Source organism: Streptomyces sp. 147326 (genome assembly GCF_045000215.1).
Taxonomy (GTDB): Bacteria; Actinomycetota; Actinomycetes; order Streptomycetales; family Streptomycetaceae; genus Streptomyces.
On record NZ_CP134201.1, the window covers coordinates 8,855,223 to 8,877,346 of the forward strand.

Here is a 22,124-nt window from a genome sequence, read left to right on the forward strand (position 1 = left end):
ACGGACCCGCCTCTAGTGCTGTGACCGCATAGGTTCGCCGGGTCGCTCGTTGTGCTGGTTGGAAGTGATGTCGCTTCCATCCAGCAGGGGAGGCGGGATGGCACCACCGGTCAGGGTCCGGAAGCTGACGGAGCGGGAGGGGCAGAGGCACCCGCCGCCCGAACCCGGGCGGCCGGCCTCCCAGGCCCTCGTCAGCCCTCGTCCGGGCAGGTCCGGTTCCCGGCCGGCAGCTGCCCGTCGAGCAGGAAGTGGTGCACGTAGCCGCGCACGCAGGACGAGAACAGATAACCGGTGTGTCCCTCGCCCTCGTATGCGAGGACCACTCCCGATCCGAGCCGTTCGGCGGTCTGCTCCGTCGGCGCACCAGGTCGGCGGTCTGCCGGATGGAGGTGGCGCGGCCAGTGCCGACGTTGAGCGTCGTACGGTCCGCGCGCTCGGTCACGGCCGCCAGCAGGGTCGCCTCCGCGATGTCGTCGACGTGCACGAAGTCCCGCACCTGGTGGCCGCCGCCGTTGAGGTGCAGCGGTAGGCCGAGCGCGGCCCGCCTGGCGAACCAGGCCACCACCCAGCTGTGGCTGTTCTCCTTGATCACCTGAGGTTGGCCGTAGACGGAGAAGTACCGCACGATCGCGTAACTGTCGTCGCCACTGCCCAGGGCCAGGGCCGTTTGATGCTCGCCCCACAGCTTGGTGTTGGCGTAGACCGACCCGGGGTCAGCGCGTCCCCCTCGCCGAACGGGGCCCCCGCGTTTCCCGAACCGACGCCGTAGACGCTGGCCGAGGAGACGAAGACCAGCCGCCTCAGCGTGCCGCTGTGCCGGGCTGCGGCATCCAGCACGGTCTGGGTACCGCGGATATTGGCCTCCAGCGCGGCCGCAGGATTGCGGGTGTACTCCGCGACGTCGGCCAGCGCCGCAGCGTGGACGACGTAGTCACTGCGCGACAGCAGGTCGTGCATCAGCGTGGCGTCGGTGATGTCGCCGACGACGACGTCCGGGTCCCCTGGCGAGATGCCGAACACGGAGGAGTAGACGCAACTGCCGTAGGCGTCCAGGCGTCCAGGCGTCCAGGCGTCCAGGCGGCCCACGGCCAGCGGCTTGGCGCCCAGCGCGCGGAGCTTGTGCACGATGCGGCTGCCGACCAGTCCGAAGCCTCCGGTCACCGTGCCGGTCGCGCCGGACAGAGCAGCGAAGCGATCCCCTGTGTTCACGCGAGGACCAGCCCTTCTCGACGGCGCCGCGCGGATGCGCGGCGTCACGCCGTCGAGGACACCACCGGACCATGCCGGGCTCCGGGGGATGACTGCGTGGCCGCTGTGTGCCCGGCCCCGGTGAAACCTCCCCAACCCCCGCCAGCACCACTGGTCCGGAGACGACCTCGCCTGCCTGCTCCGTGACCAGGCCCGCAGGCGCGGCCTGCGCAGCGGCATCGACCGCAACCGGATCTGGCTCTGGGAGACAGGCCGCACCACACCGAGCGAGGAGAGCCAGCCGCTGCAGGCCGACGTCCACGACGTTCCCACCGCCGCGCTCGAACAACTCCGATGACCCGACTGGCTGCCCGCCCTCGAACAGCCCGCCCCGTTCAGCCCCTCCGGAAGCCGCGCCGCCCTGCGAGAGGTGCAGATCACCCGCATGGACCGACGATCCTTCCTGGTACTCAGCAGCAGCACCCTCATCGAGATCGCCGCCGGCTGGGCCCGCATCGAGCCACGCCACCTGTCCCAGGCCCTCGACGGACAACACATCGACGAAGAACTCCTCACGTGGCTGGAGCAGCGGTCCGGCGAGCTGCGTACCCTTGCCGCCGGACCGCACCCGCAGGTCTCCACCCTCATCGACGCCCACCTGAACACCGCGATCGACCTGATCACCCAGGGCCGCCACCACTCGGCAGCAAGCCGCCGCCTCCATGTCGTGGCTGCCGACCTCGCGCACTGCGCCGCATGGCTGCGCTTCGACACCGACCGGCACGCCGACGCCCAACGCCACTGGCAGGCCGCCGTCCACGCCGCGCACCAAGCCGGCGACCCCGACCTCGCCGCCGTCGCCCTGTCCGACCTCGCCTACCAGGCCACCTGGCTGTCCAGGCCCGCCGATGCGATCCGCGTCCTGGAACACGCCCGCTCCCGCACCCGCACAGCGGCTGCTCGCTCCCTGCTCGACGTACGCCGCGCACGAGCCTGCGCCGTACTCCAGGACCACCAGGGAACCCAGCGCGCGCTGACGTCCGCCGAGACCGAGCTGGACCGGATACACCCCAACGACACACCCCCCGTGGTTTCCTGGATGTTGATGGCGGACGTCAACACCGACGCCGGCCGCTGCTGGCTCGACCTCGGCGACCCCGGCCGCGCCCGCGCCGCGATCGACTCCGGACTGGGCGGACTCGATCCACGCAGCTCCCGAACCAGAGCAGTGTTCCTGACCTACCGGGCCGAAGGCTCCCTCCACAACCGCGACGCCTCCGCCGCCGCGGCCGCCGCCCGCGCCGCTCTCGACACCGCCCTCGACTCCGGGGCCACCCGAGAGGTTGTAGCCGAGCCTGGGCGCCGCCGTCACCGCGCTGCGTGCCGTGCCCGCCGGCCAGCACGAGCACGACGTCCTGGACGAGGACGTCGCCCGGCTCTCCCCGCTTCGCCACGCCAAACTCAACGTGCTCGGCCGTTACAGCTTCCGCGCCTCGACCCCGGCCGGCGGTCGGCCCCTGTGCGACCCGGAGGCGGACGGCGGCGTCGAGGAGACCGAGGACTGACGTTCCTGTGACCGAGCACCCGGCCGTCGCACCATGTAGACGTCGATCGGGTCCTGAACCTCCACGGTGAACCCGTGGCGCTCGTACAGCCGCCGGGCGGCGCTGCCCTGCAGGACATTCAGGCGAACGGGCACGCCGCCGGCATCGATCCGTTCCAGCAGTGTTCGCAGCACAGCCGATCCGAGCCCCCGGCCCTGGAGGGCCGGAGTGAGATAGAAATGCTCCAGCCACCGCCCGTCCTCGGCCGGTCGCACAGTGACGCAGCCCGCGAAGGCGCCGTCGGCCACGATGACCGACGTGTGCTGCGGGGAGAAGGAATTCCGCAGCCGCTGCCGGACCCGATGCTCGTCGAACCGTCCCAGCCGCTCCAGGTCCGGACGCATCACCGTTGCCCGCAGCTCTGCAATCGCCTCGACATCCGCCGGCTCTGCGGAACGCAGCGCCCATTCCACGGGACGGCCCGGCCGAATCCCGTCCGCCCCCGCACTCGTGTCCATGGGCCGAAGTATCTCCGTTGGCCCGCTGCGACCACGCGCACAGCAAGACCGTTTGGTCCCCGACGCCGGTATCGGGGCTTCGGGCGCGGGTGCCCGTCTGGGGTACGGGGGGCCCGGCGATCTGCGGCTGCGCCGTGTGGGCGCGAGTGACCGGAAGCGATGCCGCAGGCAGGCAACGGGCCCGAGGACCCCGACTGGGTGCCTGCCGGGACGGTGTGTCAGTCCATGGCGAGCCGGTCCACCAGCAGTTCCACCCTCCGCTCGGCGTCTCCAGGCGGCAGCGGCAGCCGTCCCGCCCGGGTCAGGGTCGCCAGCCCGTGCAGGGCCGCCCACCGCCGGTTGCTTCTCGCCACCGGGATTGGTCCACCCTCTACCTGCCTTCTCACCCAGCGCGGCCACCCCACAGAAGCTGAGCCAGAACCCGAGTACGGGAGTCAGCTGCCGCCGGCCTTTCCCGGGGCGTAGCCGTCACTGCCCGGTCCGGTTGGTGAGGGCTGTCGAGAGGCGGTCGGTGGTGCGAATAGTGCCTGGACGGTTTCGGCGGCCGTTTCGCGCAGCCAGGTGTGGGCGCGGTCGTCGTCGTAGCGCTGGTGCCACAGCAGGTACAGGGGGACATCGGGCAACTGGAGCGGCAGCGGAAGCGTGACCAGGCCGAGCTGGTCCCGGGCCGCGCGGGTGACCGCGTCCGGAAGGGTGACCACCAGGTCGGTGCCGCGCGCGAGTTGCAGAGCGAATGCGGCGGTGGGCCCGGCAGCCACGACGCGGCGTTCGAGGCCGCGCGTGGTCAGGGCGTCATCGACCTGGTCGCGCAGGCGTCCGCGCCGCGAGACGGTGAGGTGTTCGGCGGCCGCGTAGCGCTCGAGGCTCAGCGGGCCTTCGGTGAGCGGGTGGCCTGGGCGGACTGAAACGACCAGCCGGTCCCTGCCGACGAGGCGGTGGCGGATGTCGGGGAGCGTCGGAGCGCTGGAGCTTGATTCGAGGTCGACCTCACCTCGGCGCAGCTCGGGGGTGTCCGTGCCGGGTTCGGCGGGCAGGCGCAGCCGGACGCCGGGGGCCTGGCGGTGGACGGCGGTGATCAGGGCGGTGCCGCAAGCGGTGGTCAGGGCGTCGTGCCAGCGCACGGTGAACACGCGGTCGAGAGCCGCCAGGTCGAGTTCCTGCTGCGTGGAGAGAAGTTGGTGGGCCTGCTGCACAAGGGCGTGGACCTGGGCGCGCATGGCCAGCGCGCGGGTGGTGGGGACCATGCTGCGGCCGGTGCGGACCAGGATCTGGTCACCGGTGGCCTTGCGGATGCGGCCCAGGGAGCGGCTCATCGCCGGGGCGGTGACGTGGAGGCGAGCGGCCGCGCCGGCGACGCTCCCCTCTTCGAGCAGGGCGTCCAGGGCGGTGAGCAGGTTCAGATCCAATTGCATGGAAGTAACTCTACAAGTGACAAGCATGCACTTGTTGTTAATGGTCCAGCGGCCTAACTTCGAAGTGCGGGGCGAGACAAGAGCCCCGCTTCGACCGATCCCAGGGAGCCCACCATGAGCACAGTCATGCCTTTCGACGCCGACGTGACGCTCCTGTCCGACGTGACCACCGCGGTGAAGGCCGCCGGCCTCACGCTGCACGACCGCTACACCTCGTACGCCCGAGCAGTGAGCCTCGACGAGGTTGTCGAGGAGATCCACGCCAACGACGACGCGGTGCTGGACGTGCTGCGGGAGCCGCTGCTGCGGGCCCGGCGAGGATCGCAGTGGGCCGAGGACGAGCTGGCCGGCGGCGCGCTCCCGCCCGGGGAATGGTGGGTCGTCGACCCCGCCGAGGGCAACATCAACCACGTCCACGGGATGGAGGACTGGGCCGTGACCGCCACCCTGGTCCGCGACAACCAGCCGGTACTCACCGTCGTCCACCTGCCGCTGACCGGCGACACCTACACCGCCGTCGCCGGCAGCGGTGCCCGCCTCAACGACCGACCGCTGAAGGTGTCCGCCAAGGCCGATATGGGCGCCGCGCTCATCGGCACCGGCCAGGCCAAGCCCGGCGAGGACGAGCGAACCTTCCGGCGGATCGGTGACTCCGTCACCGCCATGCTCATCAACGGCCTGGTCGTGCGTGTGTCCGTTCCCGCCACGATGCAACTCATCCACGTCGCGGCCGGACGCATGGACGCGTTCTGGCAGTTCTCCGACGTCCGCTCCGGCCTGGTCGCCGGCGCACTGCTGGTCTCCGAGGCCGGAGGCACCGTCACCGACCTGGCGGGCGAACCCTGGAACACCGGCAGCCGCGACTTCCTCGCCGCCGCCCCCGGCATCCACCCTGCCGCCCTCAAGGTCCTCTCGCCGATCGCCTGACCGGGCACCTCCCCTCTTTCCACCCGATACCGCAAGGAGCATCACCTCATGACCAGCATCGGCATCCTGGGCGCCGGCCGCGTCGGCGCCAACCTCGCCAACAAGCTCTCCGAGGCTGGACACCACGTCATCCTCGGCCGCCGGAGCCCCACGGAAGAGACCACAGCGGCGGCCGAAGGCACAGCCCCCCGCGTCTCCTTCGCCGACCCGCGCAGCACCGCCAGCACCGCGGACATCGTGATCAACGCGACGCCCGGCGACAGCGCCCTTGACCGCCTGGCCAGCCTGCGGACCGAACTCGCCGGCAAGATCCTCATCGACGTCTCCAACGCCACCCGCGACGCCGGTGACGGCCTGCCCGGCGACCTGTGCTATCCCGGCAGCAGCCTCGCCGAGCAGCTCCAGGCCGCCCTCCCCGACACCCAAGTGGTCAAGACCCTCAACACCATGCTGTTCATGGTCATGACCGCTCCCGAAACCCTGGCCACCCCACCGACCGTCTATGTCTCGGGCAACGACGAGAACGCGAAGAAGACCGTCACCGGCCTGCTTGGCGACCTGGGCTGGCAGCCCTCATGGATCGAGAACCTCGGCGACATCACCACAGCCCGCGCCACCGAGGCCATGGTCCTGATCGTGCCCCACATCCTGCGCCGACACGGCTTTGAGCCCTTCGCCGTCTCCCTCGCCCGCTGACCCCACCAAGACCGGGTTCAGACCAAAGTCAGGCAGCGGGCCCGTGCGTGGCAGCTGGGCGCTGCCACGGACAACGCCCACGAGTAGGTCGCGAGCTCGTAGGCGGCGTCCTCGCCGACCTGGGCGATGACGTACCGCAGGTCGGCCAGGCCCTTCAACGCGACCCAGCGGTTCCTCGGAGGCCAGGCCGCCGAGCCGGCTGACGAGTTCGGTGAGCAGTCCGGTGAGCAGTCCGGTGAGGTCCGCGGGGAGTTGGACGGCCGCGCCCCGGATGACCGGATGGTTGCCGTTGATCTTTTGCTGATCACACATGGATGGCCGCGGGGCACCTTTTCCGCAGCGGCCGGCCGGCCGCGCACACAGCACCCGGAAGAGGGAATCACCGTGAACACCTCGAAGCGCCTTCGGCTCCTGGCCCTCGGCTTTGTCACCTCTGCCGTGATGGGGATCTCCGGCCCCGCGATGGCCGCCACGACGACCGCGGGCCCGCCCATCCGCGGCGGACACGAAGTGACCAACCGCTGCTACTCGGATGTCGCGCCGAGCGCCTACGACCGCATCACCCAGCACGCCCGCGACCGTATGAACGAGCGCGGCGTGACCGAGGACGACATCCAGAAGGTCGTCAGGGTCGGTGCCAAGAACGCCGCGTGCCAGCAGAACGGGAACTGGCGCTACACGCTCGGGCTTTCCAGTGGCGGCGAGCTGGTGGTCCTCGTCGGTCTCGGCGACGGCGGCTGGAACGTCGTCACCGTCTTCTGGAAGGGCGAGTAGCAGCAGTCGGCTCCGCGATCGTCCGTGCCTCCACCGGCACGCCGCCGGAGGCACGGTCGCGGCCCGCCGCACGATCTCTGCGGCGGCCAACCCCTGTGGCACGGCGAGTAGGCCCTGTCCTCCCGAAGCTGCCACGAAGTGACAAGTAGCTCTCTGTAACAAATCCGGGGTGGGCTTGTCCGGGTTTTCGATCTTTCCGGATTCTTGAGGAGCCGCTCGGCGACGTTGGTCCGGTCACGAAGACCGGAGGGAGCGCGGAGTGCGGCAGGAGTGGGAGCCGGAGGACTTGATCGAGGTCTGGACGCTGTTTGGAGGAGGACCAGGAGCGGCTTCGGAGCAAGTCGGGGGCGGCGAACCGGCTGGGATTCGCGCTGTTGCTGAAGTTCTTCGGCTTCCGAAGAACTGCCGAGGAACACGGAACGGACCGGGGCGCCCCATACGTTGAGCAGGGCGGGGCCACGCCGTGCGCACCCGACGAGCACCGAAGGGATGGGGGGACGCGTGCCGCAACAGAGCCGCTCCGCGCGCCTGGCCGCGTCCGCGCTGACCCTCGTCGTCACCGTCCTCGCGCTGTTCGTCCCCGTGGCCGGGGCGCAGGGCATGCCCATGCCCGCCGACAGGCCGCTCGCCCACCACACGGTGGCGGGGCACGCCGGACAAGGGGCAGGACCGGACGACGTCCCGGCGCGGCATGTCGCGGTCACGCACCGACCTGACGCCCACATCCCGGGCCCGCAGCCTGCGGACCCCGCGCGTACGGCCGCCGACACGGCCCCGCGCCGCGCCCTGGGCGGGCCCGACACGGGCCCCGCCACCGCACTCGCGCCGCCGCGCAGGCCGGCCGAGTCCGCCGCCCCGCGCGGCCCGCCCCACCGATGAGCACGCAGACCGTCATCGACGCCTGACCCTTCTGACCCGGCGCACACCGCGCGGGGCCGGTCACGCGTCCCTCCGTCCTGCCCTCATCGTGGAGTACGCATGTCTCGCGCACCCTTGTCCCGCCCACCCTTGTGGAGGGCGATCGTCGCGCTGGCAGCCGTCGCGCTGTCCCTCTACATCGCCCTCACCCAATCCGCCCGCCTCGGCCTCGATCTGCGCGGCGGCACCCAGATCGTCCTGGAGACCCGGGACTCACCCACCGTCAAGGCCGACGCCGCATCCACCGACCGCGCTCTGGAGGTCCTCAGGCAGCGCGTCGACGCCCTCGGCGTCTCCGAACCCGGCATCGCCCGCTCCGGCGAGAAACGGATCATCGTCGAACTGCCCGGAGTGCAGGACCCACGCAAGGCCGCCGAGGTCATCGGCCGCACCGCACAGCTCACGGTCCACCCGGTGACGGGGGCGACGGCCGACAAGGGCTCCGCGAAGCCCGAGGCCGACGGATCGCGCACCCTGCCCGACCCGGACCAGCCGGGCAACCACCTGAAGCTGGGCCCCACCGCCCTCACCGGCGAGGGGGTCGAGGACGCCGAGGCGGTCCTGGACCAGCAGTCGCTCAGCGGCTGGATGGTCTCCCTCGACTTCCGCAAGGGCGCGGGCGACACCTGGGCGAAGATCACCTCGGACGCGGCCTGCGCGCCTCAGGGCGCTCCGGAACGCCGCGTCGTCATCACCCTCGACAACAAGATCATCTCGGCGCCCGGCGTCACCGCGGACGTGGTGTGCGGGACCGGTATCACCGGCGGCTCCACGCAGATCAGCGGCGGCTTCGGCCGAACCGAGGCGCGCGAGCTGGCGGCGCTCGTGAAGGGCGGCGCGCTGCCGGTGCCCCTCGACGTCGTGGAGCAGCGCACGGTCGGCCCGACGCTCGGCGCCGACGCAATCGAGGCGAGCACCAAGGCCGCGCTCATCGGCATCGCCCTGACCGCACTGTTCATCACCGTCGTCTACCGGCTCCTTGGCGCGCTCGCCGCCTTGGCCCTCGCGCTGTACGGCCTCATCTCGTACGCCGCTCTGGTGGCGCTCGGCGCGACGCTCACGCTGCCGGGGCTCGCCGGGTTCGTCCTGGCGATCGGCATGGCGGTGGACGCGAACGTCCTGGTCTTCGAACGGGCCAGGGAGGAGTACCTGGGCGTCCGTTCCAAGGACTTGGCGAAGCCGGTGAAGACCGGCTTCGCGAAGGCGTGGAGCGCGGTGATCGACTCGAACGTGACGACGCTGCTCGCCGCGGGATTGCTGTTCTTCTTCGCCACGGGCCCGGTCAAGGGCTTCGGGGTCACCCTGTGCATCGGCGTCCTGGCATCGATGCTCACGGCGCTCGTGATCACCCGCGCGCTCGCGGACTTCGCCGTCGCCCGCAGCTTCGTACGCAAGCGCCCCGGTCTGACGGGCATCGCCTCGACGGGCCGGGTCCGCACATGGCTGTCCCGCCGCAACCCGAACCTGGTCCGCCACCGTCGCCGTTGGCTCGGCGCGAGCGCACTCCTGGTGGCGGTGGCCGTCGCAGGCATCCTCATCCGCGGCCTGGACTTCGGCGTGGAGTTCACCGGCGGCCGCCTCGTCGAGTACAGCACCAGCAGGTCCGTCGACGCGGACACGGCCCGGAACGCCGTGTCCGACGCGGGGTTCCCGCGCGCGGTGGTGCAGGAGTCCGGCGACGGCGACATCACCGTACGCACGGAGAAGCTCACCGACGACGAACAGCAGCGCGTCAAGGCGGCCTTGGAGAAGCCCGGCGGAACCGTCACGGTGGAGCGTGACGAACAGATCGGCCCGAGCCTCGGCAGCGAACTGCGCCACAAGGCGCTCCTGGCCCTGGGCATCGCGGTGGCCGCCCAGCTGATCTACCTCAGCGTGCGGTTCCGCTGGACCCTGGCGGCAGCGGCAGTCTCTGCGATGGTCCACGACGTCCTCCTCGTGGTGGGCCTGTTCGCCTGGCTGGGCAGGCCGGTGGACAGCGTCTTCCTGGCGGCGCTGCTCACGGTGATCGGCTACTCCGTGAACGACACCGTGGTCGTCTTCGACCGCGTCCGCGAAGCGCGCCGCCGAGACCCCCGAGGCGACCTGGAGAAAACGGCCAACCACGCGGTGGTCCAGACACTCCCGCGCACGGTGAACACGGGCATGGGAGCCCTGTTCATCCTGACCGCACTGGCGGTACTGGGCGGCGACTCGCTGGCGGACTTCTCCGTGGCGCTGATCGTGGGCGTCCTGGTCGGCATCGCCTCGACCATCTTCACCGCGGTCCCGATCGCGATCGCCCTGGAACACCGCAACCCGACAACCCCACCGGCACGGGGCCGCCGCGCCGCGAAGGAAGTCCCTGACGGGTACAGCCCGTTGGAGGCGCGGAGCAAGAAGGAGAGGGGGACGGGGGCGGTCGTCTGAGCCCGCGAGGACGGCCCTGAGGCCGAGGGCAGCCTCCATCACACGCCGACCGGGCCTCCACGGAGCTCCGACAACCGCGGCCACGCTCCGCGGAGGCCCGGTCGGCACGATGCCCGGGGAAGCGGCACCTCTGTCACCATCATGACTTTCGGTCACGGGATGTTGCGCATTCGCTTCCGGATTTCCTCATCAAAGGGTGTTAGCGGGTTCTTGAAGGGCCGTGGTTTTTGAGGGAGTTGTTGAGGGTCCTGGGACCCGATCCGGTGGTTTCGGGCTGATCCTCAGAAAACGGGTCGCAGCACTGCATCGGGTGCGCTCGGGTGGGAGGACAGCCGGGCGAGTGCGAACGGGCCGGTCGGACCCAGTACGGTCCGGCCGGCCCCTGTGCTGACATCTTCTGCCACGGCGACCGAGGTGATCTGTCCACGTGTCTAGGTGGAGAAGACGAGAAGCGCGTTCGCTTCGGCATCGAGCCATGCCTGTTCCGGGTACGGGGGCGTTGGGCTGCCGGTGGTGTAGGTGTGGGGCAGCGCGAGCTGGCTGCTGTCGGTGGTGAGGGTGGGGGCTGGTGCGGTGGCGAAGAGGTAGAGCGCATCGCTGCCGGACTCGGTCACCAGGTGGGGGCCGGGCAGAGGCGCATACGCGACCGCGTGGATCGCGCTGTTCGCGGCCAGGGGTGTGCGGAACAGGCGGCGCAGCTGCTCGAACTTCGCCGAGCTGATCACGCTGGAGCTGGCGTCCGCGTCGGCCGGCTCACGACATCTGCGCTCCCGGGGGCGAAGACGCTGACGGCCCGCAGTGCCAGCAGGTGCGCTGTCACATGGTTCTCCCACACGCCACGGCGCTGGCCTTCCCGCAGCAGCTTCACCAGCAGCTCACGCATCCGGGCGAAAGTGAAGCGGTCGAAGCCGGCGAGGAGTTCCGTGTGCACCCAGTCGGCGTCGCTCTGCCGGCCGGCAAGGACAGCATCGCTGAGCGCGGAGTCGAAACGCGTGGTCCGAGCATCGGGGTCCCGCGTCAGGAATCCTTCCAGGCTCCTCTGTGCGGTGGTGTGGTGTCGCTGCCTGCGCAGCAGCGACAGCAGCAGCGCCGATTCCAGGACCCGGCTGGCGCAAGGTCCAGGCACGGACCCGTCGTCCCGTACCTGCGCTGCGAGATGGTTGGCCAGGTCGTGGCGAGCCCGGTCGACTTCCGTCACCCCACCCGCCCCTGCTGGGTGGGAACGCGGCGCAGGTACGGCATGAACGGGAGTGGCAGGCTCGGCATTCACGATGACTTTCCGTTCGGGGCACTGCACCAACTCGCGGGAGGCTACGCGAGCCCGGCGACGGCAGGCACCGCCAGGGCCAGGGCGATCCCGACCGGCGCCCAGGTCTCCTGCCCGCCGACGTCGACGCGCATCCCGTTCTCCCGCAATGACCGTGGTCCGTACGCCCTGGCGGCTCAACTCCGCCTCGACGGCGGCCTGGGTAACGGTGGCGGACGAGCGGGATGCTGAGGAAGGCGAGCGCGATCAGGATCTGGAGAGCGGCGATCGTGGTGTTCATCGGGGGTCCTCGTTTCGGTGTTCCTGCCTGGCGACGACGTCACGATGACGCGCCGGGCTGACCGGACCGAACAGCTCACCGACAGCCCGCTGACACGCTCCCGTCGTCCTTGCCGCGATCACGGGTTGCCGATCGGTGCCCCCTATCCGAATCAAATCCGATCGAACGCTTTTATTAAGGTCAAACATGTTGATCATCTGTCGACCCGGAGCTCAGGGGGGGGAGGCACCGTGGGAAACGTAGATCTCTCGGTGGAGGCCGAGCGGCTCAAGAGCCTCGCCCGCGACCTCGACGCGATGCAGGAAGTTCTGACGAAACAACTGCTGCGCATGGACGAGATCGTGGACGCCATCGAGGCGCGGTGGCGGGGGCCGGCAGCGGAGGCGTACCGCGCCCGGCATCGCGCGGCAGCGGAGGACGCCGTAACGATCAGGGGGACCATGAACCTGCTCGCTGAGGCGGTGCGCCTCAGCGAGGGCGGGTTCACGGCGCAGGAGCTCGAAGTCCTGCAGCAGTTCAGACGGGTACAGGCGGGGGCTGACGTGTCAGCGGAGGCGGACGCCCTCTCCACACCGAACGTCGCACCGGTCACCGCGCCCCGGAGCCGCATAGCCGACCTGTGAGCAGGTAACACCGGCTCGACCGACCATCAAGGACACGAGGGGGAACCGTGCCGTCTGGCGACGACGGGATATCAGTCGACTTCGCGACGCAACAGCAGCTCGCGGGCGACCTTGAGGCCATCCTCAAGACACTTAACAAGCAGCTCGACGCGCTCTACGAACGGGCCGAGAAGGTCGTGTTGACCTGGGACGGCGAAGCCAGGCAGTCGTTCATCGACCAACTCGACCGATGGGACCGGTCGGCGCAGGACCTGGTTGCGACCCAGGCCTGGCTCCACGACATCGTCGTCAACGGGCACCACAACTACGCGAACGCCCACAAGGCCGTGCTGCGCGGATGGGGAGCGGCCTGATGGCAGGAACCGCTCCGCCCCCGCCAAACCAGAACGGCGGCTTCGACGTCCAGCCAGTGCACGTCTACCACGCCTCGGAGCTGGTGAAGGATGCGCAGTTCGCCCACGCCGACCGGGCATTCGCGCTCGTCGACGCGCTGAACAAGTACAACCAGTCCGCCGGCAGAGGCTGGGGCGCCCACAACTTCGCGGTCGCCTACATGATCGTGACGGAGAAGTTCCTGGAGGCCTGGGGCAGGAGCGTGGTCAGCGTCGGCGGCGCCGCCGTGGGCCTGACCATCACCGCCAACCACTATGTGCTGGCTGACTGGGAGGCGAGCGGTCGCAAGGGTACGCAGCCGAGGAACACCCCGGAGCCCGCCGTCATCGACAAGCCGCCTCGGTACGGCCCGTCAACAGCATCAAGTGGTTGGCCCAGGTCATGGACACCACCAGGGCGACGACCGAGCGCTGCGGCAAAGAGGCCGCCAGGGCCACGGCCAAGGACTTCACGAACGGCCTGGACCTGAGGGACGTCACCAAGCTCGCGGTCGGCGCGATCGTCGGCGAAGTCATGCTCTCATTCCGGTCTCACATGGACCAAGCGACCGTGGACACAGCCGTCGACCACTACCACAGCGAGTTCGACGCAGCGGCCGACAAGCTGATCAAGCTCGTACCGGAATTGGAAGAGGCGATCCTCAGCGCCCCGACGTACCAGTCCGAAATTGCGCGCGCCCAGGGGTTCGGTGCGCGGTCGCTCAACGAGTTCAAGCAGGAACACAGCTGGCAGCGCGGCGGCGAGAGTCCCACCCCGTTCATGTACTCGTTCGACCTGGCGACGAACGAGGACCTCGGGGGCGGGCACACCCTGGAGAAGCACGTCGGCAAGACCGATGAGCAGCTGCTGCAAAGGCACCGGGACCAGTCCAAGCCGTCCGGGAAGCTCGAGCTCATGTCGGCGTCGAGCTTCGCCGACTTCGAGTCCGCCCAGAAATACACTCAGTACAACATCCGCCACAACACCGCGGAAATCCAGGAATGGCTGAAGAATCCTCCCCCGGCCAAACGTGCACTGTCCATCGTCGTGCCATCGATACCGTTGGAAGGCCCGCTCACCGGAGACGCAGTGACCGGACGAACCTCTCGGGGTGTGAACAACGTGCCGATGCCCGTTGAGGATGCCAAAGGTGTGAGAACGCGCCTTCAGTACGACCCGAACCTGAATCCGCCTTTCGTCGTCCACACATCGTCACCTGAGTAGTGGAGTGAATGATGACTGAACTCACCGCGGAGGCGTGGGCAGACGCGCTCGAGCTCTACCAATACAGCTATACCTCCGTATCCGTTGTCCGCCGGGAGCACGAGGAGTGGTGGCTCGACACCGCCGCGATCATGCGCGGTCAGACTCCCGACCCACGCGGATGGCGATCGCTCGATCCGGACGAGGACGAGGACGAACGACGGGACGATCCGCTGTTCCCCTTCGCCGAGGCCCCGACTACACCCGAAGACGTGGTCCGCTTCCGGCAGCGAGTGACCGAGCTTCCCCGGAGCTCGGTCCAGTCGCTGGTCGTCCTGCTCGGTATTTCCGGCCTGGAGGTGGCCAAGGCGGCGGATTTCGGACGTGACCGGCCCGAAATGGAACGCCGAGCGGGTCTGATCCTCTCGCGCTTCCTCCACGGCACGCGCTTCTACTCCAATGTGGGGTGGAAGACCGACAACCCGGACTTCTACGAGCAGCCCGTCCGCCAGACGGATCCGTTCAGCCGCTACGGCTGGGATGCCGGTCTGATTGCCGTCAACGACGCCGAAGTCGCGATGATCTGGTACTTCGACCCCACCTGATCAGATCCACCGAACTGGGAATCCATGCTGACGCGAACCGCCACCTACCCCGACCGGGAAACCGCCCAATGGGCTACCCAGGAGGTCATCACCCGTAACGAGCAGGCCATCCACCGCTGGCTCGCCCAGGGCACCCGCCTCCGGATCACCCTCGAAGCGGCCTGGCCCTCCCGTCCCGATGCGGTCGGCCGCGTCCTGCTCCAGGCCATGGCCTTCGCCGGGCTTGGGCCCGTGGACGTACGGGCGGCACGGGTGGTGCTTCGGCGCGAGCCCGGCGCGCCCGACGGTTTCGTCGTGCACACCACCGTCCCGATCTACCTGTAGAGGCCGTCCCCGATGTCCATGAAGCCCATCGACTTCGACCGCCGCTATGGCGAGCTGGACCAAGTGGTCAGCGCGTACCTCGGTCAGCCCGGAGACGACGAGCAAGACCGGCCGAGCCGCGCTCTCAGCGCGTACCTGCGGCACACCTGGCACACTCGCCCCTGGGCTCTGTCTGCCGCGGAGCAGCAACTGCGCGCTTACGCCAACAATCCGCCCGGTCGGCTGCGTCAGCGGCTGGGCGAGTTCTACCCGGTCCCGGACATCGGTCTACCCGACTCCGAGATCCAGTCATGGCTCGTCCAGCTCGCCGACCACATCAAGCAGAGCATCGAGAGCGGTGAGGCCCCTCGCCCATCGGAGCTGCCCGAGACCCGTTGGGAATGGCATGCGCGTTTCCCCGAACTCGGCCAGTTCCTCGGCGGCTGGTTCTCGCAGGACATGCCAGACGAGTTCACTGACCACGAAGCGGCCGTCCGCGACTACGCCGTCTCGACAGACCACACTCTCGTGGCCCGCGTCGTCGGCGAGATCCACGAGCTGCTCGCACTCGGACTGGACGAGACCGACCACGCAGTCGCCGTGGCAGAACTGGGAATGGAGCTCGAACCGCCGGGAGACCACTCTCCGGGCAGCTGGCTCAGTGCCGTCGCCGATGAGCTGAGCGGCTTCCGGCCCAAGCACGTGTAGCCGGCTACTGCCGGTGGCGACGGCGGTCGCGTCGGCCCCGAGAACGGCGTACTGGGGTATGGACTCCAGCTCGACGACCGAGCCAAGGCGAGGTACTTCGACCCCACCCTCGATCAGCTAGTGGCGGAGGTCCAACAACGGGAGCTTCCTTCAGCCCATGGATCAACTCGCTGCGGACTCGGAGTCACTGGTGCAGTTCGTCCACCCCGCCCTGGTCGCCGAGGTCAGCGCCGACCGCGCCATCGACCACGGCGGCGTCTACCGCCACCCGCTCCGCTTTCAGCGCCTTCGCCTGGATGTCGGGCTCGAAGACGTACCCGGGTTCGGCGAGGGTCCGGCGGTGGCCGCCGGCTGACCGGGCGGGGGCGGGTGCAGTGGCGTTTCGCCGGTGAACCGGCGTGCCCGAGCGGGTGAACCAGGTCCCGTGGGCCTGTTGCTGACGGCGCGGCGGCCGGTAGAACCGGGCCATGATGATCATGATGCGGTCCGCTGTCGCGGCCGCCGCTGCTCTCGCCCTGACCCTGACTCTGCCCACGGCCGCGCACGCGGCCGCACAACCCCCTACCCAGGCTCCGGCCGCGGCCGTCGTGCCGCAGGTGCTGCCGATCGGGGTCGCGGTATCCGCGCTGCCCGTCGAGGTAGAGGACCGGACCGGCTACCAGCGGACCTCGTTCCGGCATTGGAACGCCGGCGACATCCCGGCCGACGGCTGCAACACCCGCCAGGAGGTCCTCCTGGCCGAGGCGGTCGTGTATCCGGAGATCGGACCGGGCTGCACCCTGGCGGGCGGCGTGTGGTGGTCGTATTACGACGAGCGGGAGGTGACACCGGCCGGCGCGCTCGACATCGACCACATGGTCCCGCTCGCCGAAGCGTGGGATTCGGGCGCCAGTTCGTAGACCGCGCAAAGGCGCGAAGCGTACGCCAACGACCAGAAGCAGCTCTCCTCCCTGGTTGCGGTCACGGCGCGTTCGAACCGGTCGAAGGCGGACCAGGATCCGGCGGAGTGGCTGCCGCCGGCCCCGGACGCGCTGTGCCGGTACGGCGCCGAATGGACGGCGACCAAGTTCCGCTGGGGCCTCGCGGTCGACGAGGCGGAGCGCGACCGGCTGCTCGACATCGCGGCCGGCTGCGGCGGCACCGACGTGGAGTTCACCCCCGCCCCATAGAGCGGCCCGGAGGTGAAGGCCGCCACCGACGGGTGGCAGCCCTTCGTCATGCTCCAGAGTTTTCGCGTCGCGTTCAGGTCGCGTTCGGGCCCTTCCGGACGCGTCAAACGCCTCGGGCTGCTCCTGACCGCAGCGGGCCGGCAGGGTCCAACTGCGTGCGCTGTTGGGCTGCCGGGGATGTGAGCGGGTGCGCGGGCGGGGCACGGTGGCGGCAGGAACGTGTGGGTGAGGGTGGTGTGCTGGTGGAGTGGGACTGGTGGACGGTGGAGTTCGGGGACGCGCACGCGGGCGCGGTCGGTGTCCTTGTCGGCGGTGGTGAGCCGGGGCCGGTGTACTTCGATGCCGGGAGCGGTTCGGACGTGCCGTCGACCACGCACTGGTCGGCGTACGACGGCCGGCACCGCCGCCCGCGCGCCGAGGCTTTGCGGGCGGTGTGCGCATGCGGCTGGCGCGGCCCGGCTCAGTACCCCCTGGACTGGCACGCGATCGGCGACCAGCCCCTGTACGAGGCGGACGTCGACCTCGCCGGACCGCTCGCGGACTGGACCGCACACCTGTCCCTCGTCCGCGACGATGCGGTACCGCTGCCTCAGCCGCTGGCCGCGCTCCTGGTCGAGATGGCCGGGCAGCTGACCGTCACGGCGGCGGACGCGCCGTTGGCCGAGCTGCGCGCCGCCGGGGTGCTGGAGCGGGTCGCTGCCCGGGTGGCCCGGGAGGCCGCCGGCGCGCTGTGCGACGCCGGCATGTCCGCCGAGACGGTCGCCACCGGGCTCGGGACCGCCCGCTCCAAGGCCCTGGTCCTCCTCCTGACCGCGCAGGACAGGTAACAGCAGCCGGTCGGCATCGCCCCCACGCGTACGCCGCTACCCCGCGCCTCGACGTCCTCGCCGGGCCGGGGGCCCGCTTACTGGGGTCTTCACGAGACCGTGGTGCGCGTGTACTTGGTCTGGGAGCCAGCCGGCGTCCCGGAGCTGGGTGAGGCGTTCGGCGGCGACGGCGCTGATGGCGTAGGCGGCCGATCCACTGGTTGTCGTCGAGGTGGTGGCGGGGGTCGGTCCGTCGTCGGCGAGGGCGATGACGGTGTCCGCTACGGGTCCGTTCATGGTGACGTGCTGGAGCCAGGTCCGTCCGGCGGGTCCGAGGACGGCCGGTCGGTTGAGGGAGAATTTGGGGCGGGCGAGGACGGCGTCGTGGAGCAGTCCGCAGAGCTGCTGGCGGGCGTAGGCCTGGGTGGTCGGGCAGGCGGTGCTGTCGGCCGTGGAGGAGGTGATGGCTTCGGCGTCGTGGGTGAGGTGGGCCAGCATCAGGTCCAGGGCGGCCGTCTCACCGGCGATCTGCTGTGTACTGATCATGCCGGTACAACGATGCGACTCCTGCTCTGGGGGCGCTCATGTTGCGGGTGGCGCCGACGCACTGCTTTGACGCGCGGGCGCCTGAGGCGCTCCTGCCCCGGGTGGGGCGGGAGCCGGCCCGCGGCGGTCAGGTGACGCCGAGGCCGCAGCCGGTGCATACCAGGACCTCGGTGGGGCCGGTGCCGATCCACTCGCCGGGGGCGGTGTCGGAGACCGGGCAGGTGGCGGGGGTCTGGGCCCACTTGCGGCCGGGGACGATGAGGACCTGGCGGCCAGGAGCGTTGAGGCTGCCGCCGTGGGTCTCGGTGGGGATCGACAGGTTCCAGATGCGGCCGTCGATCGCGGCGGGTGTGGTCTGGACGGGCTCGAGTCTCGAGTGCAGACTTCACCGGAGCCGCGCACCTGCCCTGCGCCGCCCCGCCGGGCGGGGCGGCGCAGGGCCCGTTGGTGTCACGGTTCGAGGTCGACGACCCCTTTGCCTCCCAGGATGTCCAGCGGCACGGAGACCTGGTCGTGCGTGATCAGCCATTCGCCGTCGATCTTCCGGAAGCAGAAGGTGACCCGGACCCACATGCCGCCCGCCGCCGTCCCGTCGGGCAGCGTGCCGCTGAGGCGGCCGAAGCCGTGTGTGAACGCCACGTCTTCGCCCACCGTGGGCATCAGGTCGCGCACCTCGTAGGTCACCTCCTGGAAGAAGGTGAACACGTTCGCCCAGTTCTTGAGTTTCGCGTCGATCCCCACGTGCTGGAGCGGCGGATCGATGTCGAAGGACACGACGTCCGTCGAGTAGAGCCGCCTCAGACCCTCGAAATCCTTGGCCTGGATCGCGTCGATGATCCCGTCGATGTGGCGGCGGATCGCGGCTTCGTCCGTCTCGCGCTGTGTGGGGGTGGCTGTCCGTCCTTCCGTGCTCTGGGCGACGACGTGATCCAGCAGTGTGTCGAGGGCGCTGACGCGGTGGGCGCCCGGCTTGAGTGTCGAGTGGTCCTCGAAGTCGGTGTGCAGGGACAGCGAGACCTGCGGGGTCACTGCACCCATCTGGAGGAGCTCACACAGTGCCCGCAGCTGCCGGGCCGCATGGGCGCCGCCGCCAGCGCCGTAGGAGACGAACCCAACGGCCTTGTGGGTCCACTCCGCGTACAGGTAGTCGATCGCGTTCTTGAGCACGCCGGGGATGGAGGCGTTGTACTCGGGGGTGACCATGACGAATCCGTCGAAGCGGGCGATGGTGTCAGCCCATGTCCGGGTGTGCCCGTGCTGGTACCGCCCAGCGAGCGCGGGCAGTGGCTCGTCCAGATGCGGCAGCGGGTGGTCGAGCAGGTCGATCACCTCGAATGCGGCGTCGCCGCGGCGGGTCGCCCGCTCGTGGATCCACCGGGCGACCTGGTCGCCCTTGCGGCCGGGGCGGGTGCTGCCGATGAGTATTCCGATCCTGGTCATCGCTGTCTCCTGATGTGTTTCACCCGGGTTCTCCGGGCCGGTGGCGTCTCTGAGCGGTATGACGACACGACCCCGCGGAACGTCAGGGAGAGTCGAAGACCTGACAATCGGACGTGCTGTCTCGTCGGACCGCCGAGGTACGATCCGAGATCAGGGAGCCACCGGAACCATGACCGATCACGCGAAGTCACGGCACGACGAGTCCGACGCAGGCTTGGACGGGATCATCAGCGAGCGGCGGCGGCTGATCGGTCTTGCCTACCGGCTCCTCGGTTCCCTGGCCGAGGCCGAGGACGCGGTCCAGGAGACCTACACCCGCTGGTATGCCATGTCCCGACAGCAGCAGGACGCCATCGAGTCCCCCGGCGCCTGGCTGACGACGGTCGCCACCCGCGTGTGCCTGGACCTCCTCGGCTCGGCGCGGGTCCGGCGCGAGCGTTACATGGGCGAATGGATCCCAGAGCCGCTGCCCGAGCAGACCGACTGGATCAGCGGGCGCCCGGGCACCGCCGCGACCGATCCCGCGGACCCGGCCGACCGGGTCACACTCGACGAGTCGGTGAGCATGGCGTTTCTCGTCGCCCTCGAATCCATGACCCCGGCTCAGCGCGTCGCACTCATCCTGCACGATGTCTTCGGCTACCCGTTCGCCGAGATCGCCGGGATCACCGGCCGTACCCCGGCGGCATGCCGCGAACTGGCCTCCTCCGCCCGGCGCCGCGTCCGCGCCTCCCTGCCCCCTGCGGCCCCGGCAGCCCACCAGGCGGGCCTCGTCAGGGACTTCAAGCAGGCGTGGCACGCGCAGGACATCAACGCCCTCGTCAGACTCCTCGCCCCCGGCGCGACGTTCACGGCGGACGGCGGCGGCGTGGTCGCCGCCGCGCTCCACCCGATTGAGGGCGGCGAAGGAATCGCGCGCTACCTTACCGACCTCGCCGTCCGGGCGTCCGGCGCCCTGACGGTCCTGGAGCGCACGGTCAACGGCCGGGCCGGTCTGGTGATCGAGCACGAAGGCGTCACCGTGGCCGTGTACGCGTTCGACGTCGCGGATGACCGGATCACGCGCATCTGGGCAGTGCGCAACCCCGACAAACTCCGCCCGTGGACGGCGGGCTGACCGGCTGGACTTCGACAGCGCGGCACCTACTGCAACCAGGCGCTCGGCGGCCTGCACGACGCGGTCGCCGACGCGTGGCTCCTCATTGCGAAGCTCGAACAAATGGCTGCGACGCCGTCCGCCTCGCCCTGGCGATCCTCCCCGAGCGCGAGCCAGGGCCAGAGCCGCACGCGCGGCTACTTTCACAGTCGTTTGTCTGAAGCGCCCCGCCCTCGGTACAGCGCCAGGCGGCAACACACCCGTACCGGCGTCCGTCGACCGGATCACTCCTCCGGGGGGTCCATGTCCGCGAGCTGGCGACGTGCCTGTTCCGCCTCCCGCGTGCGCCCCAGCAGCTCCAGCGAAGCGCGGAGCAGATAGCGGCCTGGGCCATCAGCCGCTCCTCGGTGTAACCGGCGCACAGGGGTCCGGTGCAGCTGGCTGGAGCGGCGGGCCCTGCCTGGTCGAGGGCGTGATGGGCTTCGTCGAGGGTGCGGGCGACGGTGTCGGGGGCGGCGCCGGTGAGCGCGGGGGCGCGGGCTTCCTGCTGGAGGGCTTCGGCGTGGGCACGGGGCGGCAGCCGCCAGGGGCCGTGTGCGGCGGTGCGGGCGAGGTCGAGCATGCGGGCCGACGACAACGCCAGTTCGCCGCTGCGGCCCGGCCCACCCCGGCGATCCGCACGGCGTGCACGCCAGGTGCCGTAGAGGGCGGCGGCGCCGGTAGCGCCGCCGGACCCGGCCTCGCCGATCGTGAGATAGGTGCCGGCGCAGGGCGCGAGGAGCCCGACCAGCACCACGGCAGTTCTGCCGCGTGAAGTGCGGGTGCGTACGGGGCGGGCCCTTCCGGGGCGGCCGTCCGGACCGCCTCCTCGGTGATCCGTACGGTTCCGTCCCACGGTGGCGGTTGCGGAGCGTGTGCGGAAGAGGGCCCCCGCCGGTAACAGGGGCCCTCTCATATCCGTGGGGTGTCCGCGCCTGGCCCAGGAGGACTTGACGGGGGGTCTCACGGCCGTGGCCGCCCCGGGGAGCGGCCGCACAGTTCAGTCTCACCACGGTCGGCGGGCAATAGCAAGATCGAATGGCCGTTCCGGCGTGTTCCGAACGTCAAATGGCCAGGCCAGCGTTCTGGACGGGTGCGTCGGTGGGGCCGTGTGCGCGGCCCCGGCCGACCCGTTCACGGCGCCGTTCGAATCCTCGTGAGCGGGGCGAAATCCGGCTTGGTCGATCGCGGAACGACCGGTGCCAGGAACGGATTTGAGGGCCGCGTGTTCCGGTGGGACCAGATGCTTGCCAGCCGCTGACTGATCACTGCAGGCTTACT

25 protein-coding genes and 4 pseudogenes are annotated in these 22,124 nt (G+C 70.1%); 18 read left to right on the plus strand and 11 right to left on the minus strand.

What is annotated here, in order from left to right; translation table 11 throughout:
- Positions 1 to 191 precede the first annotated feature (191 nt).
- The 3 genes and pseudogenes from RIU97_RS41175 to RIU97_RS41185 form a co-directional block, all read right to left on the minus strand.
- Positions 192 to 569: an alpha/beta hydrolase gene (locus tag RIU97_RS41175; protein ID WP_404963112.1), complete on the minus strand. Its 378-nt coding sequence runs from the start codon at positions 567 to 569 to the stop codon at positions 192 to 194.
- Positions 464 to 685, minus strand: a pseudogene (locus RIU97_RS41180) (NAD-dependent epimerase/dehydratase family protein); the annotation flags it as partial. The pseudogene RIU97_RS41180 and the gene RIU97_RS41175, both read right to left, overlap by 106 nt.
- A complete protein-coding gene (locus RIU97_RS41185) occupies positions 589 to 1,209 on the minus strand; it encodes an NAD-dependent epimerase/dehydratase family protein (RefSeq protein ID WP_404962624.1) in 621 nt (206 codons plus the stop codon). The gene RIU97_RS41185 and the pseudogene RIU97_RS41180, both read right to left, overlap by 97 nt.
- A gap of 1,334 nt (positions 1,210 to 2,543) precedes the next feature.
- Between RIU97_RS41185 and RIU97_RS41190 the strand changes: the two are divergent.
- Positions 2,544 to 2,753: pseudogene (locus tag RIU97_RS41190) on the plus strand (hypothetical protein); the annotation flags it as partial.
- Here RIU97_RS41190 and RIU97_RS41195 read toward each other — a convergent pair.
- The 3 genes and pseudogenes from RIU97_RS41195 to RIU97_RS41205 form a co-directional block, all read right to left on the minus strand.
- Positions 2,666 to 3,250, minus strand: coding sequence for a GNAT family N-acetyltransferase (locus RIU97_RS41195; RefSeq protein ID WP_404962625.1), 585 nt, complete (start codon positions 3,248 to 3,250; stop codon positions 2,666 to 2,668). The pseudogene RIU97_RS41190 and the gene RIU97_RS41195 overlap by 88 nt on opposite strands.
- Positions 3,251 to 3,468: 218 nt before the next feature.
- Positions 3,469 to 3,582: pseudogene (locus tag RIU97_RS41200) on the minus strand (TetR-like C-terminal domain-containing protein); the annotation flags it as partial.
- 102 nt (positions 3,583 to 3,684) lie between these two features.
- Positions 3,685 to 4,662, minus strand: coding sequence for a LysR family transcriptional regulator (locus RIU97_RS41205; protein WP_404962626.1), 978 nt, complete (start codon positions 4,660 to 4,662; stop codon positions 3,685 to 3,687).
- A 114-nt stretch (positions 4,663 to 4,776) separates the two neighbouring features.
- Between RIU97_RS41205 and RIU97_RS41210 the strand changes: the two genes are divergently transcribed.
- Positions 4,777 to 5,589 (plus strand): inositol monophosphatase family protein, encoded by an 813-nt coding sequence (locus RIU97_RS41210; protein WP_404962627.1) that lies wholly within the window; start codon positions 4,777 to 4,779, stop codon positions 5,587 to 5,589.
- Positions 5,590 to 5,637: 48 nt separating this feature from the next.
- Positions 5,638 to 6,285 (plus strand): NADPH-dependent F420 reductase, encoded by a 648-nt coding sequence (locus RIU97_RS41215; RefSeq protein ID WP_404962628.1) that lies wholly within the window; start codon positions 5,638 to 5,640, stop codon positions 6,283 to 6,285.
- Positions 6,286 to 6,302: 17 nt separating this feature from the next.
- On the opposite strand, the gene RIU97_RS41220 is transcribed toward RIU97_RS41215, so the two are convergent.
- On the minus strand, positions 6,303 to 6,443 hold the full coding sequence (locus RIU97_RS41220; protein WP_404962629.1) for a hypothetical protein: 141 nt from the start codon (positions 6,441 to 6,443) through the stop codon (positions 6,303 to 6,305).
- A 226-nt stretch (positions 6,444 to 6,669) separates the two neighbouring features.
- On the opposite strand from RIU97_RS41220, the gene RIU97_RS41225 reads away from it, so the two are divergent.
- The 3 genes from RIU97_RS41225 to secD all read left to right on the plus strand — a co-directional run bounded on the left by RIU97_RS41225 (position 6,670) and on the right by secD (position 10,386).
- Positions 6,670 to 7,059, plus strand: a complete 390-nt coding sequence (locus RIU97_RS41225; protein WP_384716850.1) for a DUF4258 domain-containing protein — start codon at positions 6,670 to 6,672, stop codon at positions 7,057 to 7,059.
- Positions 7,060 to 7,560: 501 nt separating this feature from the next.
- A complete protein-coding gene (locus tag RIU97_RS41230) occupies positions 7,561 to 7,938 on the plus strand; it encodes a hypothetical protein (protein WP_404962630.1) in 378 nt (125 codons plus the stop codon).
- A gap of 99 nt (positions 7,939 to 8,037) precedes the next feature.
- Positions 8,038 to 10,386 carry a protein translocase subunit SecD gene (secD, locus tag RIU97_RS41235; protein ID WP_404962631.1) on the plus strand — a complete coding sequence of 783 codons (2,349 nt, stop codon included), beginning with the start codon at positions 8,038 to 8,040 and terminating at the stop codon, positions 10,384 to 10,386.
- A gap of 431 nt (positions 10,387 to 10,817) precedes the next feature.
- Here secD and RIU97_RS41240 read toward each other — a convergent pair whose 3' ends face one another.
- Complete coding sequence (locus RIU97_RS41240) at positions 10,818 to 11,111, minus strand: hypothetical protein (RefSeq protein WP_404962632.1); 294 nt, start codon at positions 11,109 to 11,111, stop codon at positions 10,818 to 10,820.
- Entirely contained in the window at positions 11,108 to 11,584 is a 477-nt protein-coding gene (locus tag RIU97_RS41245) for a hypothetical protein (protein ID WP_404962633.1), read from the minus strand. The genes RIU97_RS41240 and RIU97_RS41245 overlap by 4 nt, the downstream gene beginning before the upstream one ends.
- 579 nt (positions 11,585 to 12,163) lie before the next feature.
- Here RIU97_RS41245 and RIU97_RS41250 point away from each other — a divergent pair.
- From RIU97_RS41250 to RIU97_RS41295, 10 genes and pseudogenes are all read left to right on the plus strand, one after another.
- Positions 12,164 to 12,556 (plus strand): WXG100 family type VII secretion target, encoded by a 393-nt coding sequence (locus RIU97_RS41250; RefSeq protein WP_404962634.1) that lies wholly within the window; start codon positions 12,164 to 12,166, stop codon positions 12,554 to 12,556.
- A gap of 47 nt (positions 12,557 to 12,603) precedes the next feature.
- Positions 12,604 to 12,909 (plus strand): WXG100 family type VII secretion target, encoded by a 306-nt coding sequence (locus tag RIU97_RS41255; protein ID WP_404962635.1) that lies wholly within the window; start codon positions 12,604 to 12,606, stop codon positions 12,907 to 12,909.
- On the plus strand, positions 12,909 to 13,418 hold the full coding sequence (locus RIU97_RS41260) for a hypothetical protein (RefSeq protein ID WP_404962636.1): 510 nt from the start codon (positions 12,909 to 12,911) through the stop codon (positions 13,416 to 13,418). Before RIU97_RS41255 ends, RIU97_RS41260 begins: the two co-directional genes overlap by 1 nt.
- Entirely contained in the window at positions 13,331 to 14,152 is an 822-nt protein-coding gene (locus RIU97_RS41265; RefSeq protein WP_404962637.1) for an RNase A-like domain-containing protein, read from the plus strand. The genes RIU97_RS41260 and RIU97_RS41265 overlap by 88 nt, the downstream gene beginning before the upstream one ends.
- A gap of 11 nt (positions 14,153 to 14,163) precedes the next feature.
- Positions 14,164 to 14,736 carry a hypothetical protein gene (locus tag RIU97_RS41270; RefSeq protein ID WP_404962638.1) on the plus strand — a complete coding sequence of 191 codons (573 nt, stop codon included), beginning with the start codon at positions 14,164 to 14,166 and terminating at the stop codon, positions 14,734 to 14,736.
- 24 nt (positions 14,737 to 14,760) lie between these two features.
- Positions 14,761 to 15,060, plus strand: a complete 300-nt coding sequence (locus RIU97_RS41275) for an RNase A-like domain-containing protein (protein WP_404962639.1) — start codon at positions 14,761 to 14,763, stop codon at positions 15,058 to 15,060.
- A 12-nt stretch (positions 15,061 to 15,072) separates the two neighbouring features.
- On the plus strand, positions 15,073 to 15,747 hold the full coding sequence (locus RIU97_RS41280; RefSeq protein WP_362628306.1) for a contact-dependent growth inhibition system immunity protein: 675 nt from the start codon (positions 15,073 to 15,075) through the stop codon (positions 15,745 to 15,747).
- A gap of 157 nt (positions 15,748 to 15,904) precedes the next feature.
- Positions 15,905 to 16,102 (plus strand): hypothetical protein, encoded by a 198-nt coding sequence (locus RIU97_RS41285; RefSeq protein WP_404962640.1) that lies wholly within the window; start codon positions 15,905 to 15,907, stop codon positions 16,100 to 16,102.
- Positions 16,103 to 16,214: 112 nt separating this feature from the next.
- Positions 16,215 to 16,916, plus strand: a pseudogene (locus tag RIU97_RS41290) (HNH endonuclease family protein).
- A 221-nt stretch (positions 16,917 to 17,137) separates the two neighbouring features.
- Positions 17,138 to 17,743: a hypothetical protein gene (locus tag RIU97_RS41295; protein ID WP_404962641.1), complete on the plus strand. Its 606-nt coding sequence runs from the start codon at positions 17,138 to 17,140 to the stop codon at positions 17,741 to 17,743.
- 36 nt (positions 17,744 to 17,779) lie between these two features.
- Here the strand turns inward: RIU97_RS41295 and RIU97_RS41300 are convergent, their stop codons facing one another.
- Entirely contained in the window at positions 17,780 to 18,268 is a 489-nt protein-coding gene (locus RIU97_RS41300; protein WP_404962642.1) for a hypothetical protein, read from the minus strand.
- 450 nt (positions 18,269 to 18,718) lie between these two features.
- Entirely contained in the window at positions 18,719 to 19,708 is a 990-nt protein-coding gene (locus RIU97_RS41305) for an NAD(P)H-dependent oxidoreductase (protein ID WP_404962643.1), read from the minus strand.
- A gap of 169 nt (positions 19,709 to 19,877) precedes the next feature.
- Here RIU97_RS41305 and sigJ point away from each other — a divergent pair, with 169 nt between their 5' ends.
- The gene (sigJ, locus tag RIU97_RS41310; protein ID WP_404962644.1) at positions 19,878 to 20,825 is read left to right on the plus strand and encodes an RNA polymerase sigma factor SigJ; all 948 of its coding nucleotides are present in this window, start codon (positions 19,878 to 19,880) and stop codon (positions 20,823 to 20,825) included.
- A 454-nt stretch (positions 20,826 to 21,279) separates the two neighbouring features.
- Positions 21,280 to 21,618 carry a hypothetical protein gene (locus RIU97_RS41315; protein ID WP_404962645.1) on the plus strand — a complete coding sequence of 113 codons (339 nt, stop codon included), beginning with the start codon at positions 21,280 to 21,282 and terminating at the stop codon, positions 21,616 to 21,618.
- Positions 21,619 to 22,124: the final 506 nt, after the last annotated feature.

What these genes read in the sequence shown, in the direction of transcription:
- RIU97_RS41195 (WP_404962625.1), bottom strand. Translation starts at nt 3,250, where the DNA reads ATGGACACGAGTGCGGGGGCGGACGGGATTCGGCCGGGCCGTCCCGTG.
- RIU97_RS41205 (WP_404962626.1), bottom strand. Translation starts at nt 4,662, where the DNA reads ATGCAATTGGATCTGAACCTGCTCACCGCCCTGGACGCCCTGCTCGAA.
- RIU97_RS41210 (WP_404962627.1), top strand. Translation starts at nt 4,777, where the DNA reads ATGAGCACAGTCATGCCTTTCGACGCCGACGTGACGCTCCTGTCCGAC.
- RIU97_RS41215 (WP_404962628.1), top strand. Translation starts at nt 5,638, where the DNA reads ATGACCAGCATCGGCATCCTGGGCGCCGGCCGCGTCGGCGCCAACCTC.
- secD (WP_404962631.1), top strand. Translation starts at nt 8,038, where the DNA reads ATGTCTCGCGCACCCTTGTCCCGCCCACCCTTGTGGAGGGCGATCGTC.
- RIU97_RS41260 (WP_404962636.1), top strand. Translation starts at nt 12,909, where the DNA reads ATGGCAGGAACCGCTCCGCCCCCGCCAAACCAGAACGGCGGCTTCGAC.
- RIU97_RS41265 (WP_404962637.1), top strand. Translation starts at nt 13,331, where the DNA reads ATGGACACCACCAGGGCGACGACCGAGCGCTGCGGCAAAGAGGCCGCC.
- RIU97_RS41270 (WP_404962638.1), top strand. Translation starts at nt 14,164, where the DNA reads ATGACTGAACTCACCGCGGAGGCGTGGGCAGACGCGCTCGAGCTCTAC.
- RIU97_RS41275 (WP_404962639.1), top strand. Translation starts at nt 14,761, where the DNA reads ATGCTGACGCGAACCGCCACCTACCCCGACCGGGAAACCGCCCAATGG.
- RIU97_RS41280 (WP_362628306.1), top strand. Translation starts at nt 15,073, where the DNA reads ATGTCCATGAAGCCCATCGACTTCGACCGCCGCTATGGCGAGCTGGAC.
- RIU97_RS41285 (WP_404962640.1), top strand. Translation starts at nt 15,905, where the DNA reads ATGGATCAACTCGCTGCGGACTCGGAGTCACTGGTGCAGTTCGTCCAC.
- RIU97_RS41300 (WP_404962642.1), bottom strand. Translation starts at nt 18,268, where the DNA reads ATGATCAGTACACAGCAGATCGCCGGTGAGACGGCCGCCCTGGACCTG.
- RIU97_RS41305 (WP_404962643.1), bottom strand. Translation starts at nt 19,708, where the DNA reads ATGACCAGGATCGGAATACTCATCGGCAGCACCCGCCCCGGCCGCAAG.
- sigJ (WP_404962644.1), top strand. Translation starts at nt 19,878, where the DNA reads ATGACCGATCACGCGAAGTCACGGCACGACGAGTCCGACGCAGGCTTG.
- RIU97_RS41315 (WP_404962645.1), top strand. Translation starts at nt 21,280, where the DNA reads ATGGGCTTCGTCGAGGGTGCGGGCGACGGTGTCGGGGGCGGCGCCGGT.